The following is a 16,216-nucleotide window of genomic DNA, read 5'->3' on the forward strand; positions in this document are numbered from 1 at the left end:
CCGGGAACCAAGGCCTGGGGATTGACCCCAGTGTCGACCGGAGAGAAGAGCGAAGTTGTCCCCGACCAGCGAGACCGCACAGGGCGGCCGCCGACTCGTCATCGTCGAGTCGCCTGCCAAGGCGAAGACGATCAAGGGCTATCTCGGCCCCGGATACGTCGTCGAGGCGAGCGTCGGGCACATCCGCGACCTCCCCAACGGCGCCGCAGAGGTGCCCGAGAAGTACACCGGTGAGGTGCGTCGGCTCGGCGTGGACGTCGAGCACGACTTCGAGCCGATCTATGTGGTCAACGCCGACAAGAGAGCGCAGGTCAAGAAGCTCAAGGACCTGCTGAAGGACTCCGACGAGCTCTACCTCGCCACCGATGAGGACCGCGAGGGCGAGGCCATCGCGTGGCACCTCCTGGAGGTGCTCAAGCCCAAGGTCCCGGTCAAGCGCATGGTGTTCCACGAGATCACCAAGGACGCCATCCGCGCCGCCGTCGCCAACCCGCGCGACCTCAACCAGCGCATGGTCGACGCCCAGGAGACCCGCCGCATCCTCGACCGCCTCTACGGCTACGAGGTCTCGCCGGTCCTGTGGAAGAAGGTCATGCCGCGGCTGTCGGCCGGCCGCGTCCAGTCGGTCGCCACTCGGCTCGTGGTGGAGCGGGAACGCGAGCGCATCGCGTTCCGTTCTGCTGAGTACTGGGACCTGACGGGCACCTTCGCCACCGGCCGCGCGGGGGACTCCTCGGACCCGTCGTCGCTGGTAGCCCGCCTCCAGACCGTCGACGGCAGGCGGGTCGCGCAGGGCCGCGACTTCGACTCCCTGGGACAACTCAAGAGCGCGAACATCCTCCACCTCGACGAGGCCAACGCCCGCGCGCTGGCCGCCGCCCTGGAGGACACGCGGTTCGCCGTCCGGTCCGTCGAGTCCAAGCCGTACCGCCGCTCGCCGTACGCCCCGTTCCGTACGACGACGATGCAGCAGGAGGCCAGCCGCAAGCTCGGCTTCGGCGCGAAGGCCACGATGCAGGTCGCGCAGAAGCTGTACGAGAACGGCTTCATCACGTACATGCGTACGGACTCCACGACGCTGAGCGACACCGCGATCACGGCCGCCCGCGCCCAGGTCACGCAGTTGTACGGCGCCGACTACCTGCCGTCGTCCCCGCGGACGTACGCCGGGAAGGTCAAGAACGCGCAGGAGGCCCACGAGGCGATCCGCCCCTCGGGCGACCGCTTCCGCACACCTGCCGAGACCGGCCTGACCGGCGACCAGTTCAGGCTCTACGAGCTGATCTGGAAGCGGACCGTCGCCTCGCAGATGAAGGACGCGACCGGGAACAGCGTGACCGTGAAGATCGGTGGCGCCGCCGCCGACGGCCGAGACGTCGAGTTCAGCGCCTCCGGCAAGACGATCACCTTCCACGGCTTCCTGAAGGCGTACGTCGAGGGCGCCGACGACCCGAACGCCGAGCTCGACGACCGCGAGCGCCGTCTGCCCCAGGTCAACGAGGGCGACGCGCTCAGCGCCGAGGAGATCACGGTCGACGGGCACGCCACCAAGCCCCCGGCCCGCTACACCGAGGCCAGCCTGGTCAAGGAGCTCGAAGAGCGCGAGATCGGCCGCCCGTCGACGTACGCGTCGATCATCGGGACGATCCTCGACCGCGGCTATGTGTTCAAGAAGGGCACGGCACTCGTGCCGTCCTTCCTCTCCTTCGCCGTGGTCAACCTCCTGGAGAAGCACTTCGGGCGGCTCGTCGACTACGACTTCACCGCCAAGATGGAGGACGACCTCGACCGCATCGCGCGCGGCGAGGCACAGTCCGTGCCGTGGCTGAGGCGGTTCTACTTCGGCGAGGGCACGGGCTCGGGCGGTGCGGCGGAGGCCGGCAACGGCGACGGTGACCACCTCGGTGGTCTCAAGGAGCTGGTGACCGACCTGGGCGCGATCGACGCGCGCGAGGTGTCGTCGTTCCCCGTGGCCAACGACATCGTGCTGCGGGTCGGGCGCTACGGCCCGTACGTGGAGCGTGGTGAGAAGGACTCCGAGTTCCACCAGCGCGCGGACGTGCCTGAGGACCTCGCCCCGGACGAGCTCTCCGTCGAGCTCGCCGAGGAACTGCTCGCCAAGCCGAGCGGCGACTTCGAGCTGGGCGCCGACCCGCAGACGGGCCACCAGATCATCGCCCGCGACGGCCGCTACGGCCCGTACGTCACCGAGGTGCTCCCGGAGGGCACCCCGAAGACCGGCAAGAACGCCGTGAAGCCGCGTACGGCCTCGCTGTTCAAGTCGATGTCCCTCGACACGGTGACCCTTCAGGACGCCCTCAAGCTGATGTCGTTGCCGCGTGTCGTCGGCAAGGACGCCGAGGGCGTGGAGATCACCGCGCAGAACGGCCGCTACGGCCCGTATCTGAAGAAGGGCACGGACTCGCGCTCGCTCCAGACCGAGGACCAGCTCTTCACGATCACCCTTGAAGAGGCGCTGGAGATCTACTCCCAGCCCAAGCAGCGTGGCCGGGCAGCCGCCAAGCCGCCGCTGAAGGAGCTGGGCGAGGACCCGGTCAGCGGGAAGCCCGTCGTCGTCAAGGACGGCCGCTTCGGGCCGTACGTCACCGACGGCGAGACCAACGCGACACTTCGGTCCGGCGACAGTGTCGAGGAGATCAGCCCGGAGCGCGGCTTCGAACTGCTCGCCGAGAAGCGGGCGAAGGCGCCCGCCAAGAAGACGGCGAAGAAGACGGCCGCGAAGAAGGCTCCGGCCAAGAAGGCCACCGCCGCCAAGAAGACCGCCGCGAAGAAGACGACGACGGCCGCCAAGAAGACCACGGCGAAGAAGACGGCCGCGAAGACGACGGCGGCGGCCAAGAAGGCGACGGCTGCCAAGTCTGCGTCGGAGGACTGAGACTCTCCCTGAGGCTCTCCGCGAGTGGAGTGAGTGCCCGCTTCTTCACTTCTGGTTCGCAAAAGGCGCGCCCCGGCAACACTTTGGTGTCGGGGCGTGCGCACGTTCGGGTGGGCGCGGCGGGCTGTCGGTGGCTGCCGATAGGCTGAACGCATGACGCGAGCCGAGCAGCCAACGGCCCATAACCCGGCCCCCGACGACACCCTGGTCGCGGATTCCCGCGAGCGTGCCGTCCGCGCGCTGCTGCGCGAACCGCAGCTGAAGCGGTTGTGGAGCGCACATCTCGTGGGCGGAGTCGGCGATGTGCTGGCACTGCTGGTGCTGGTCCTCCTCGCCCTCCAGGCGGCGATCGCCGAGGGCTCGTTCGGCGGCGGCTACCGGGGCGTGGCGTTCGCAGTGGCGACCGTCTTCGCCGTGCGGGTCCTCGCCACGCTGCTCTTCGGGGCCGTACTGCTCGGCCCGCTCACCTCGCTCACGTCCCAGGACGGCCCGCTCGACCGCCGCTGGACCATGGTCGGCGCGGACGGACTGCGGGCCGCGCTGCTGATCGTCGCGCCGCTGTGGATCGACTGGATGCCGGACGACGCACTGGCCGTCCTCCTGGTTACCGTCTTCGTTACCGGAGTCGCCGAGCGCTTCTGGACGGTGTGCCGGGAGAGCGCGGCGCCCGCGCTGCTGCCGGCCCCGCCCCTGGAGGGGGCGACGGTGCGTCCGCTGCCGGACCACCTGGACGCCCTGCGGCGCCTGTCGATCCGTACGACCTTCGTGGCGATCCCTCTCGCGGCCGTCGGGTTGATCGCGGCGGGCCTGCTCAACAACCTGCTGGGTGCCGGGATCGACTGGTTCGAGCAGCACCAGGCCGCCCTCGCGTCATATGTGGCGGCCGGTCTCTTCGCCGCTTCCCTGTCCGTGCTGACCTTCCTGGAGCTGCCCGACACGCGCACCCCGCGCGCGCGGTCGCCGCTCGAGGGGCTGCGCCGACCCAAGACGGGCACCGGCACGGACGACAAGGGCCGCACCGGCGCGCTGCCCCTGCTGGTGCTGGCCTGCGGCGCCGTGGCCGGGGCGATCGCCGCGGCCGTCGCCGTGTCGGTGCTGCACGCCAAGGACCTGGGCGGCGGCCCCGTGACGTACGGGCTGCTGGTGCTCGCACTGACCGGCGGCGTCGTCGTCGGCATCCGTACGGCAGCTTCGGTGCTCCCCTCCCTGTCGCGCCGCCGCCTGTTCGCGCTGGCCATCGCCTTCACCGGGGTTGCGCTGCTCGCCGCCGGGCTCGTCCCGGACCTGACCTCCGTGCTGCTGATAGTCGCGCTGGCCGGCATCGGCGCGGGCGTGGCCGCCAACACCGGGCACACGCTGCTCGACCAGGAGGCCGAGGACTACCGCCGGGCGCGCACGACGGAGCATCTGCACGCGGTGGTACGGGTCTTCGTTGCGCTCGGCGCGCTGATCGCCCCCCTGGTGGCGGCGCTCATCGGCCCGCACCGGCTGGAGAACGGCAAGTTCGTGTTCGCGCACGGCGGCGCCGCGTTCACGCTGATGCTGGTCGGCGCGCTGCTGCTGCCGGTGGCCGCGCTGGTGCTCGCCAAGGCCGACGACCGCTCCGGTGTGCCGCTGCGGCAGGACCTGCGGGACGCGCTGCTCGGCGGCGACGACCCCGAGACGGTCCCCGCCACGTTTGGATTCTTCATCGCCCTGGAGGGCGGCGACGGCGCCGGGAAGTCCACCCAGGCCGAGGCGCTCGCCGAGTGGATCCGGGCCAAGGGACACGAGGTCGTGGTGACCCGTGAGCCGGGGGCGACGCCGGTCGGCAAGCGGCTGCGGTCGATCCTGCTGGACGTGTCGTCGGCGGGACTGTCGCACCGGGCGGAGGCGCTGCTGTACGCGGCGGACCGCGCGGAACACGTGGACACGGTCGTCCGGCCCGCGCTGGAGCGCGGCGCGGTGGTCGTGTCGGACCGTTACATCGACTCGTCCGTGGCCTACCAGGGGGCGGGGCGTGACCTGTCCCCGACGGAGATCGCCCGCATCAACCGATGGGCGACGGACGGACTGGTGCCGCACCTGACCGTTCTGCTGGACGTCTCGCCGGAGACCGCGCGCGAGCGGTTCACGGAGGCGCCGGACCGGCTGGAGTCGGAGCCCGCCGAGTTCCACGCACGCGTGCGGTCCGGTTTCCTGACGCTGGCCGCCGCCGACCCCGGGCGGTATCTGGTCGTGGACGCGGGCCAGGAGCCCGAGGCCGTCACGACCGTCGTCCGGGCGCGGCTCGACCAGATGCTGCCGCTGTCCGAGGCCGAGATCCAGGCCCAGGAGGAGGCACGCCGGAAGGCCGAGGAAGAGGCCCGGCGCAAGGCTGAGGAAGAGGCGGCCCGCAAGGCCGAGGAGGAGCGACTGGAGCGCGAGCGCCAGGAGCAGCTGGAGCGGCTGCGCGCCGAGGAGGAGGAGCGCAAGCGGCGCGAGTTGGAGGAGGCGCAGCGGCGCGAGGCCGAGCGGCAGGCGGAGGAGGCCCGGCAGCGGGCCGAGGAAGCGCGTCGGCGTGCGGAGGAGGAGCAGGTCCGACTCCTCGCCGAAGAGACGGCCCGCGCCCAGGAGGAGGCCCGCCGCAAGGCCGACGAGGACCGGCGGCGCAAGCAGGCCGAGGAAGAGGCCCGGCTGCGCGCCGAGGCCGAAGCGCGGCGCGTGGAGAAGCAGCGGAAGGCCGAGGAGGCGCTGCTGCGGGCCGAGGAGGCACGCAGGCTGGCGGAGCAGGCGGCGGCCGCAGCGGAGGCGGGACCTCCGCAGGCGACCACTCCTTCGGCGCCGCAGGCGGCGGCGCCCGGTGCGGTGTCGGATGCGGTGACTGTGCCCACGCCGGTTGTGACGCCGGAGGACGCGGCTCGCGGGCGGTCGGCTGAAGAGACGGCTGTGCTGCGGCCGGTGCGGGGGGATGCGGCCGAGGGCGGTTCCTCCGGGGCCGGTTCTTCCGGAAAGGCCGGCTCCTCCGGGGCGGGCGAGTCCGAGGTGACGGCCGAGCTGCCCAAGCCCGAGGTGGCTCCGGGGGCGGCGGATGAGACGGCGGTGCTTCCGCCGGTGACGCCGGGCGCTGCGGATGAGACTGCGGTGCTTCCTCCCGTGACGCCGGGCGCGGCAGACGAGACCGCGGTGCTTCCGCCTGTTCGGGGGGAGGACCCTTCGGATCGGGTTCCGCCCGGGCTCTTCCGGGACGAGCGGACGGGGGCGCAGCCGGACGGGACTGAGGACCGTACGCGCGAGATGCCTCAGGTCGACGCGGAGGCGGCGCCCAAGCGGCGGACGCGGTCCGACTGGGCCGAGGAGACGCCGCTGGACGATCTGCCGACGCTGGCGGACGAATTGCTCGGACCGCGCGAGGACGACGAGGAGTTCGACGACGAGCGGGGGCGGGGGCGCGGTCGGCGCCGCTGAGCTCGGTCGATGCGGCGCCCGGGGACCCAGGGCGCCGCACCGAGTCGTCTCTGGAGACCCGTTGTCAGTGCCACCCGCCACAATGGATGGCACAGCACGGAGCATGACGAAAGGGGCGGGTGACCCATGACCGTATGGGATGACCTGGTGGGGCAGGAGAAGGTGAGCGCTCAGCTCGATGCCGCCGCCCGCGATGCCGACGCCCTGGTCACCGCCGCGGGCACGGACGCGCCGCCCCCCGAGGCGTCGAAGATGACGCATGCCTGGCTGTTCACCGGCCCGCCCGGCTCCGGCCGCACCCAGGCGGCGCGGGCCTTCGCCGCCGCGCTCCAGTGCGTCAGCCCGGACCGTGCGCTCGGCGGAGCCCCCGGCTGCGGTTTCTGCGACGGCTGCCATACGACACTGATCGGCACGCACGCAGATGTCAGCACCGTCGTGGCCGTCGGCGCGCAGATTCTGGCGGACGACATGCGGGACACCGTCCGTAAGTCGTTCACCTCGCCGGCGACCGGCCGCTGGCAGGTCATCCTCGTCGAGGACGCCGAGCGGCTGAACGAGAAGTCGGCCAACGCCGTCCTCAAGGCGGTCGAGGAGCCCGCCCCCCGCACCGTCTGGCTGCTCTGCGCCCCCTCCATCGAGGACGTGCTGCCGACCATCCGCTCCCGCTGCCGCCACCTGAACCTGCGGACGCCCTCGGTCGACGCCGTCGCCGACATGCTCGTACGACGTGAGGGCATCGAGCCCGTGATCGCCGCCGCGGCCGCCAGTGCCACTCAGGGGCACATCGACCATGCCCGCCGCCTGGCCACGGACCCGGCGGCTCGCGAGCGCCGGGCAGCCGTGCTCAAGATGCCGCTGCGGGTCGACGACGTGGGCGGCTGCCTCAGGGCCGCCCAGGAACTCGTCGACGCGGCAGCCGAGGACGCCAAGCAACTCGCCGCAGAGATGGACGACAAGGAGACCGAGGAGCTGAAGGCGGCCATGGGCGCGTCCCAGGGCGGTCGCATGCCGCGAGGCACGGCAGGCGTAATGAAGGACCTGGAGGACAAGCAGAAACGCCGCAGGACGCGTACGCAGCGGGACAGCCTCGACCTCGCCCTGACCGACCTCACCGCCTTCTACCGCGACGTCCTCGCCCTCCAGTTCGGCTCCCGCGTGGCCATCGCCAACGCCGATGCCGAGGACACCCTGGAGCGCCTCGCCCGCGCCGCGTCCCCCGAGTCCACACTCCGCCGCATCGAGGCCATCGCCGCCTGCCGAGACGCCCTCGACCGCAATGTGGCCCCACTCCTCGCCGTGGAGGCGATGACGATGGCACTGAGAGCGGGCTGACGGTCGCTCGGCACCCCGAAACTGTGGGGTGGCCGACGCGACCGTAGGAGCAGCGGCCGACATGTTGACGACGTAACTCGTACGAGGCACTCCGCACACCCCGCATCCGACCGAGACCTGACCTGCGGACATGCGAGCCACGCCCTGCACGGACGGCAACCAATCCATCGCGCAGGGTTACGCTCGCTGGATGCACATCAGGCGCGCCTCCCGACCGGCCGGCCGGAGCTCTCAGCCCCAGCCCCAGCCCCAGCCCTATGCCCGTGACGCTACGGACACGGCGGGCCCCACCCGCCCCACCCGTAAAACCACAGCCACTGCCGCCACCGCCGCACTGCTCACCGCAGTCGCCCTCCTCGCCTCCGCCTGTTCCTCCGGCGGCGCGACGACGTCGGCCGGTACGGCGGCCGAGGCGGCACTGGCCGCGCTGCCGCGGGCGACGCCGGCCGCGCTCTCGGCGTACTACGGGCAGAAGCCGGGCTGGCGCAGTTGCGGGGTGGAAGGGTTCGAGTGCGCCACGATCAAGGCGCCGCTCGACTACGACGAGCCCGACGCCGGCGAAGTCCAGCTCGCCGTGGCCCGGAAGAAAGCCACGGGACCGGGCAAGCGTGTCGGGTCGCTGCTGGTGAACCCCGGCGGTCCGGGCGGCTCGGCGATCGGCTACCTACAGGCGTACGCCGGTATCGGCTATCCGGCGGAGGTCCGCGCCCGCTACGACATGGTGGCGGTGGACCCGCGCGGGGTCGCCCGGAGCGAGCCGGTCGAATGCCTGGACGGGAAGGAGATGGACACCTACACGCGGACGGACACGACGCCGGACGACGTGCAGGAGACCACCGAACTCGTCGACGCGTACAAGAAGTTCGCGGAGGGCTGCGGCCGTGACGCGCCCCGGCTGCTGCGCCATGTCTCCACCGCCGAGGCGGCGCGGGACATGGACATCGTGCGGGCCGCGCTGGGGGACCGGAAGCTGAACTTCGTGGGGGCGTCGTACGGGACGTTCCTCGGGGCGACGTACGCGGGACTCTTCCCGGACCGGGCGGGCCGGCTGGTGCTCGACGGTGCGATGGACCCGTCGCTGCCCGCGCGCAGGCTGAACCTCGACCAGACGGCGGGCTTCGAGACGGCGTTCCAGTCCTTCGCGAAGGACTGCGTGCAGCAGTCGGACTGCCCGCTCGGCGGCAAGGGCACGACGCCGGCGAAGGTCGGCGACAACCTCAAGGCGTTCTTCGCGAAGCTCGACGCGCAGCCCATCCCCACCGGGGACGCGGACGGCCGTACGCTCACCGAGTCCCTCGCCACCACCGGCGTGATCGCCGCGATGTACGACGAGGGAGCGTGGGCGCAACTGCGCGAGGCGCTGACCTTGGCGATGAAGGAGAAGGACGGCGCGGGCCTGCTCGTCCTCTCCGACAGCTACTACGAGCGTGACGCCGACGGCCGCTACACGAACCTGATGTTCGCCAACGCCGCCGTGAACTGCCTGGACCTCCCGGCCGCCTTCGACACCCCGGAGGAGGTGCAGAAGGCTCTCCCCGCCTTCGAGAAGGCCTCTCCGGTCTTCGGTGAGGGCCTCGCCTGGGCGACTCTGCCGTGCGCGTACTGGCCGGTGGCGGCCACGGGCGGACCGCAGCGCATCGAGGCCAAGGGCGCGGCCCCGATCGTCGTGGTCGGCACCACCCGCGACCCCGCGACGCCCTACCGCTGGGCCCGCGCCCTGTCCGGCCAGCTCTCCTCCGCCCGCCTCCTCACCTACGAGGGCGACGGCCACACCGCCTACGGCCGCGGCAGCAAGTGCATCGACTCCACGATCAACGCCTACCTGCTCCGCGGCACCCCGCCGACCACAGGAAAGCGCTGCTCATAGCCCACGTCACCGGCCCCGGAGCCACCCCTCCGGGGCCGGTACGGAGCACCCCCCGAAACTGTGTAGACTTACCGACGTTGCTGATCGCACCATAGTGCGTACGGCGCGCCGCCTTAGCTCAGATGGCCAGAGCAACGCACTCGTAATGCGTAGGTCTCGGGTTCGAATCCCGAAGGCGGCTCCAAAGGGAACCGCAGGTCAAGCCTATGACCTGCGGTTTTTTCTTTTCCTTGACCATGGAAACGTCGATTTGGAGCACCTGTTGACCTACGCATTCCGTGCGTAGGTTGTGAGGTCTCCACACCCGGTGAATCTGGTGACCGGTAGGCCGTTGACCTGCATATTTGTGCGGATGAGCGCCTGTTTCGGACCAGGACTCAGTAAGCAGGGGAGGCCGAGGGGAGGCCATCGGTGCGGCGATGGTGCGGCACGGGCTGCTGTAGAGAGGCCGAAGCGGGTGCAGAGAATGAGGGAAACGCGACCGCCGCGGTCTCGAACACGCTGGTGACAGTGGCCGTTCCTTGTCGAGAAGTGCCAACCTGTGCCACTGCGTCTTCCGCCGTCATAGGGGCACCGCGTTGATGGGCGCGCCGGGCTGGTGGATACCCGCAGGCGTTACGCCGAGATCCGCTCAGACCCGTCCCGCGACACTGGGGTTGTCGATGGTGCCATTGCTCTGCCGACCGCTGTGGTCAGGACTCCATCCCCTCTCCGCCCAGAAGTAAGACTGTCCGGGCCGAGCTCTCGACACCACCGTGCGGCGAGTGATCACGGCGAGCGGAGAGGGTACGGCCCTTCGTCAGGCGTTCTCATCGTGGATGCGCGCCCCCAGGTCCTCCGCCCACTCCAGCGCCCATGCCTTGAGCTCTTCGATCTGCCGGGACGTGAGTCCGTATGCGGCGTAGTCCTCATCCTCGTACCAGTCGGCGCCGGTGAGCCGGTCGCGGAGGTCTTCGAGACTGAACTCGTCGTGGGCGCGGCGGCGGCCGAGGGATTCGAGGTCGGCGGTGGAGCGGTGGCGGGAGGCCGCCTGGACATCGATGAGGTCGCGGACGGTGCCGCGGTCGGCGAGGGCACGGACCTTGGTGCCGATCACGTCGTCGAGGGAGAGGACGGGGCCGTAGGGGGTCTGGGCGGGTGGGGCCCAGAATGCCTCCTTGAGGACGTCGACCTCACACTCCTCGCCGGTGTCTGGGTCGGTGACGAGGAACCGGCCGCTGAGCGGGTCGGTCTGGACATGGGTGGTCCGCCAACCGCGCGTGGCGAGGCCAGTTGTGAGGGAGGCGACGATCTCGTCCATCGGGGCGGGATTCTCCGTGGCGACGTCGAGGTCGCGGCTGAAGCGTTCGACCAGGCCGTGGGCCTGCACGGCGTAACCACCGGTGAGGACCAGAGGGTAAGGGGAGCCGAGGTCGAGGATGTCGGCGAGGAGACGCTCGTGGAGCGGAGTGAGCCTCACGCGGCGGTCGCGTTGGCCGGAGCGGTGCGGGGCAGCTCGGGGAAGGCGTCCTCCCAGACCTCGCGAATGTAGGGGCTGACCAGGCGACGGAGAACGGGCCACTGCTCGGCCAGCAGCCGGTGGTGCAGGAAGGCCGCCACATCCTCGCGCAGGCCCTCGGTGAGGACAGTCCGGTAGAGCGTCATTCGGGACTTCGGACGGTCCAGACTGTAGTTCGTCCGCCCGGACCAGACGATGTGCAGCGGCAGGTCGACAGTGCCCTCCACAGGGCCGGCCAGCTCCTGCAGGCGCTTGGGCAGCCGACTGCGGTAACGGTCCCGCAGCACCTCGGCGCGGGGGGCGGTGGTCGTCGCGTCCATGTGTCCAGTATCGCCGGTGGGAGGCAGCGGCACGACGGATATGGGGCTCTTCTGCCCGATGTGTGGGCCAGGAGCCGCACACCTCCGCCGACATCTACCTGGCGGATGCTCACTGTGCCAGGGCGGCACCGATCACGACTGCGAGGTCGCTGGACTGGGGAGTGCCGCACCGAGCAGGTGCCTGAACGCAGGTGGGGACGGTTCTGGACAGAATCCGACTCTTGGTTTGGTCGGGGGACCGGACCCCGGCCCCGGGCCGGTGGTGCAGCCGCTGACCCGGGGGCCGTCTTGAGGTCGGACTAGGCGGCGCGCGCCGACGAGCTTCGGATCACCTGGATCCGGCGGTCCTCCGCCTCACGATCGAGACGTGCGATCTCGGGGTCACTCCCGAAGTCGTCACGGGCGATCTTTTCCGCCTGCTTGACCACATGCTCCAGCTGATTGACGAAGCCGCGCATCTCTCCCAGTGCTTCCCGCGCCTCGGCCGGGCTCAGCTCGCCCAAGCGGACGCCGTAGCTCAGCCATACCTGCGTGCGGCGGCCGTACGCCTGCGGCTTGTCGTTGCTGACGACGACCTGCGCGGACAGCCACGGCAGCCCGTCGCTGCTCCCGCTGTACCCGCTGGAGTCGACGGCGGCGTCCCGCAGCTTGGCCTCGGCAGGGAAGGCGCAGTGCCACTCTGCGGCGCAAGGCGCGGTGTGGTCGTTGACGCACCAGGGTGGGCAGCACCAGCGGAGCATCCACTCAGGGCCGCGCTGGGCGGCGGTGAGCGGGAGACCGGATGCCTCGAAGCATGTGTGGCAGATCTTGACGTCCGCGCCAGTCATGTCCTGAACGGCGCGGAAGCTCAAGAGGGCATTGGCAGGGAAGTCCAGGAGAGCGGTGTCGTCCAGCTCACTGCTGCAGGTGAGGCAGCGGCCGACCGCGTGCACGTCGCCGTATGCCACGGCCACCTCGTCGGCGCGGGCGACGACGGTGCGTCGGCCGTCGATGGTCCTGACGCCGGGGAGGTCCACGGTCGGGTCGTCGGTCAGCTGGAGTGCGAGGCCGAGGCGCTCGCACTCCTGGATGAGCTTGGGCAAGCAGGCCTTGTTTTCGGCGTGGTCGGAGAGGAGTTCGGCGATGTAGGCGATGACGGCCTTCGGGTCGTCCGCTTCAGCGACGAGGCTGACCATCAGGCTGTGGAAGGCGTCCAGCTCGGGGCTGCCGAGGCCGACGGCGTTGGCCTCGGCGTGGTTCTGCTCCAGTTGGAGGATGATCCGGGCGGCGTCCGTTTCCGATTGCCCGTCGTGGTCCGAGCCCTTCGCGGTGTCGTCGGCGATCCGTGACGTGGGAGGGATGAGGTGCTCACCGGCCGTGGAGTTCGTGTCCATGATGCTCACAGGGCCTGCTCCTTCGTGGAGTTGAACTGGCTTTTCTGGTCGGCTCAGTCGCGCTGATGGGAGTGGTCGAGGCGTGACGTCCTCGTTCGGGTGGTGTCGCCTCGGACGCCGGTCGGTGCCTGGCAGGGGGCGCGTCCAGTACGCCTTCTCGTCGGCCTGGCTGTCGCCAGGGGGCCTGGCTGCGTGCTCCGTACTGCGGCTTGTTGGGTGTGGGGCTGTGCGGCGGCGAGGACGGCGGTGTCGGCCCCGGTCTCGACCAGTTCGACCTCGAGACTCGGGGCGCAGGCCTTCATCGGCATGGGGTCGAGACCGTTTGCCAATCCCGCCGCAGCCTGGAGAGAGCGAACCCAGGGTGGTTCAACAGGGTGGCTGGGCCGGCGCCCGGCCGACTGACGGGGGGTCATTGGCCGAGACTTCCGGCACCGCGGCAGGCGGTGTGATCCTGTCTCGCACCGCTGGAGGAATCGGCCCTTGTACCGCTGGGTGTTGCAGACACTGACCAATACGCCTGTCTCACTTCGAAATCACGGCTGACGCTTCATCGCATTCGCCGACAACGTCCCACGGGCTCAACACGGCCCAGTGGGCAAGGCGTTCCACGCCGAGCGCAGCCACGTCAGGTCGGCTACGGCCTGGTGGCGGGCGGTCCGCTCGCGGGTGAACAACTCCTCGGTCTTGGTCAGCACGAGGGCGGGGCGTCCCTGTCGTCTGGTCTGGTGGCGTACCGGGAGCTCGGCTGAATCGATCTTGGTGTGCAGACGGCGGGCCGCAGAGGCCTCTGCAAGATGAGGCCCCTGGCTTCAAGGTGCGGTCAAATCCACAGGGCGCAGGGCTCACGCGCGCTCCCCGAGGCAACAGGGCGCCTCCTTCACTGATCCGACACCTCACGCGGTAGCGGGCCGTCCGCGTGCCCACCCCGCGCCACAAGGGCAGCTTCACCAACACGACCACGACCTCGGCAGGTGGTACGAGTCTGGTACAGATCGTCACGTGTCGGCTTCGCGACACCGGTGTTCCAGCTCGTCCTTCAGATCTCGTCGATAGCATTGCGGGACCGGCGAGTTGGGAGAGTCCAGAGTGGAACTATTGATGGGCATGGCGCTCTCGGCTGTCAGTACGGTCGCTTCGGGCGCTCTTTCCGGAGCGGGTGGCGAGACGGGCAGGCGGATCTCCGAGAGGCTCTACGACCTGCTGAGCCGTGACCGTGCCGGGGGTGGGGAAGCCGACACCGGGGCTGAAGGGGGCGGTCTGCGCCAACTCGCCCTGCCCGTCACCGAACCCGAGCGCACGGCCGCCGCGTTACGGCTGATGGAAATCGCCCGTAGTTCCCCAGAGGCCGCGCGCGAGGTGACGGAGTGGGTCCGTGAGGCCTCGTGGCTGGCGCCGAGGGCCGTGGCGCACGGTGCCTCTCGTCCGCAGATGCTGCCGCCCGCGAGTGCGGTGTTCACCGACCGCGCAGATGTGCTGGCGTGGATCACGGCATTGCTGGATGAGGAGGGCCGGCCGCCGGGTGCGCCCACGATCGCCGTTCTCACCGGGCCGGGTGGAATCGGCAAGACCGCTGCCGCCGTCCAGTGCGCGTTCGAATTGGGTGAGCGGTTTGCTGACGGTGCCCTGTTCATCGATCTCAACAGCGCCTCGGGCACGGCTCTTTCGCCTTCCGAGGTGCTCGCGCGGTTCTTGGAGCGGCTCGGGGTTCCGACCGCCACAGTGCCGGGCGACGAGGCACGGCAGCGGGATCTGTACCGCGACTGCATGGCCGACCGGCGCATGATCGTCGTCCTGGACAACGCTCGTGACGACGCCCAAGTCGTTCCGTTTCTTCCTGCCTCGCCGAGGTGTCTCGTGCTGGTGACCAGCCGGTATCGGCTGGGGCGCCTCGTGGGCGAGTACGGGGCACGGCCGTTGTCTCTGGGGCCGCTGTCGACCGAGGACTCCGTCAGTTTGATCAGGCGTGTCGTCGGAGACAATCGGCCGCCCGCTTCGGACGCGATGGTCCGTGCCGTGGTGGAGGCTACGGGTGGGATTCCCCTCGCAGTGTGCACTGCGGGCGCCAGCTTGGCCGTCCGGGAGCACCTCACTTGGGAGCGTGTCGCGCGGCAACTGTCCGACCGGATCCGCGGTCACGATCAGGAAGGCGCCACCGTGCGAGAGGGAAGTTCTGACGGTTCGGGGACTCCGGCGGATCCCGTCCGTCTTGCCCAGGACGTCTCCTACAGCGAACTGACGCCCGACTGTGCTGCCTTCTACCGAGCGATCGCGGTGTGGGCATGGCCGACCGTGAGCGTCATGTGTGCCGCGCACGCCGCCGACGTCGGAGAGGCCGAGGCACGGGCGCTCCTTGAGCAACTGGCCCGTGTGCATCTGCTGGAGGAGGTCGGGGAGGAGCGTTACCGGTTCCACGACCTGACCCGGGCGCACGCCCGTGAGCTCGCGGATGCCGAGGACGGCCACGGCCGTATGGCCGCGGCGGTCCGCCGGGTGGCGGTCGCGCATCTGCGCTTCGCGGCGGGCGCGGATTTCCGGGTCATGCCGCTGCGGTGGCGTCTCGGCCCCGCCTACCAGCGGCTCGTCCTTCCGGAACACCGCGACGGGGCGGACGGCAAACGCGCGCTGGCGGAACTGCGCCGTGAGCGGGAGAACCTCGCGGCCGTCATCAAGGCCGCCGCGCACCACGGCTTCGACGACCTCGTATGGCAACTGTGCGAGGCCATGTGGGGCCTGCATCTGAAACTTGGTTTCCACGCGCAGTGGATCGACACGCATCTGCTCGGAGTCGAGGCCGCGCGGCGCAGTGCGGAGGAGTTCGGTGATCCGCGTGCCGTGGGCCGCATGTGGACGCAACTCGCCTTCGGCTACATGGGACTCGGCCAGGTGGGCGATGCCGAGGACGCCCTCACGGAGGCCAAGGCCGCGGACCGGGCATGCGGCCACCACCGCGGGGAGGCAACCGCCGTCGAGGCGCTGGGGCTGCTCCGCCTGAGGCAGTGGGAGTCCGTGGCGGCCCAGCGGTGCTTCGAGGAGGCGCAGCAGATTCTGGAGCGTATCGGCCGGGGCGAAGACGGATGGGACGACCTGGCCCGTGCCACAGCCCTGCTGGAGCACCACATCGGCCGTGCCCAGACCAAGCAGCGGCACTTCATCCCCGCCATCGCCCGGCTGAACGACGCCCTCGCGCGGTTCCGTGACCTGCCGGGCGGCGACCCCTACAACGAGGGCCGCGTCTACATGAGTCTGGGCGACGCACACCTGGACTCGGGGGACACGGAGCTCGCGCGTGTGTGCCTGGACAACGCCGTAAAGGCCATGACCGAGGCGGGCGCGGGACTGCAACTCGCCGACGCCCTCGTGGCGAGGGCCGAGTCTCATCGCAGCGCCGGCCGCCCGGCACAGGAAGTGGAAGATCTGCGCACCGCCGCCGCGTGCTTCGAGGAGAACGAGGACTCGGTCGGCCTCGCACGGGTGCGGGCGCGGCTGGCCGAGGCGGAGGCATGA

General features: G+C 70.4%; 8 protein-coding genes and 1 tRNA gene. 6 read left to right on the top strand and 3 right to left on the bottom strand.

The window, feature by feature from the left end:
* Positions 1 to 55: 55 nt before the first annotated feature.
* From topA to ACIHFB_RS23875, 5 genes are all read left to right on the top strand, one after another.
* On the top strand, positions 56 to 2,896 hold the full coding sequence (topA, locus tag ACIHFB_RS23855; protein WP_400127830.1) for a type I DNA topoisomerase: 2,841 nt from the start codon (positions 56 to 58) through the stop codon (positions 2,894 to 2,896).
* Between the two features lie 153 nt (positions 2,897 to 3,049).
* Entirely contained in the window at positions 3,050 to 6,322 is a 3,273-nt protein-coding gene (tmk, locus tag ACIHFB_RS23860) for a dTMP kinase (protein ID WP_400127831.1), read from the top strand.
* A gap of 126 nt (positions 6,323 to 6,448) precedes the next feature.
* Positions 6,449 to 7,654: a DNA polymerase III subunit delta' gene (locus ACIHFB_RS23865; protein WP_400127832.1), complete on the top strand. Its 1,206-nt coding sequence runs from the start codon at positions 6,449 to 6,451 to the stop codon at positions 7,652 to 7,654.
* A 190-nt stretch (positions 7,655 to 7,844) separates the two neighbouring features.
* Complete coding sequence (locus ACIHFB_RS23870) at positions 7,845 to 9,521, top strand: alpha/beta hydrolase (protein WP_400127833.1); 1,677 nt, start codon at positions 7,845 to 7,847, stop codon at positions 9,519 to 9,521.
* A gap of 107 nt (positions 9,522 to 9,628) precedes the next feature.
* Positions 9,629 to 9,705: transfer RNA gene (locus ACIHFB_RS23875), tRNA-Thr, on the top strand.
* A gap of 615 nt (positions 9,706 to 10,320) precedes the next feature.
* Here the strand turns inward: ACIHFB_RS23875 and ACIHFB_RS23880 are convergent.
* From ACIHFB_RS23880 to ACIHFB_RS23890, 3 genes are all read right to left on the bottom strand, one after another.
* Positions 10,321 to 10,980, bottom strand: a complete 660-nt coding sequence (locus ACIHFB_RS23880) for a nucleotidyl transferase AbiEii/AbiGii toxin family protein (protein WP_365273072.1) — start codon at positions 10,978 to 10,980, stop codon at positions 10,321 to 10,323.
* Positions 10,977 to 11,339 carry a hypothetical protein gene (locus tag ACIHFB_RS23885; RefSeq protein ID WP_365273074.1) on the bottom strand — a complete coding sequence of 121 codons (363 nt, stop codon included), beginning with the start codon at positions 11,337 to 11,339 and terminating at the stop codon, positions 10,977 to 10,979. The genes ACIHFB_RS23880 and ACIHFB_RS23885 overlap by 4 nt, the downstream gene beginning before the upstream one ends.
* 299 nt (positions 11,340 to 11,638) lie before the next feature.
* Positions 11,639 to 12,712 (bottom strand): DUF6907 domain-containing protein, encoded by a 1,074-nt coding sequence (locus ACIHFB_RS23890; RefSeq protein WP_400127879.1) that lies wholly within the window; start codon positions 12,710 to 12,712, stop codon positions 11,639 to 11,641.
* Positions 12,713 to 13,816: 1,104 nt separating this feature from the next.
* On the opposite strand from ACIHFB_RS23890, the gene ACIHFB_RS23895 reads away from it, so the two are divergent.
* The gene (locus tag ACIHFB_RS23895) at positions 13,817 to 16,216 is read left to right on the top strand and encodes an NB-ARC domain-containing protein (protein WP_400127834.1); all 2,400 of its coding nucleotides are present in this window, start codon (positions 13,817 to 13,819) and stop codon (positions 16,214 to 16,216) included.

Source organism: Streptomyces sp. NPDC051963, assembly GCF_044593495.1.
Lineage (GTDB): Bacteria > Actinomycetota > Actinomycetes > Streptomycetales > Streptomycetaceae > Streptomyces.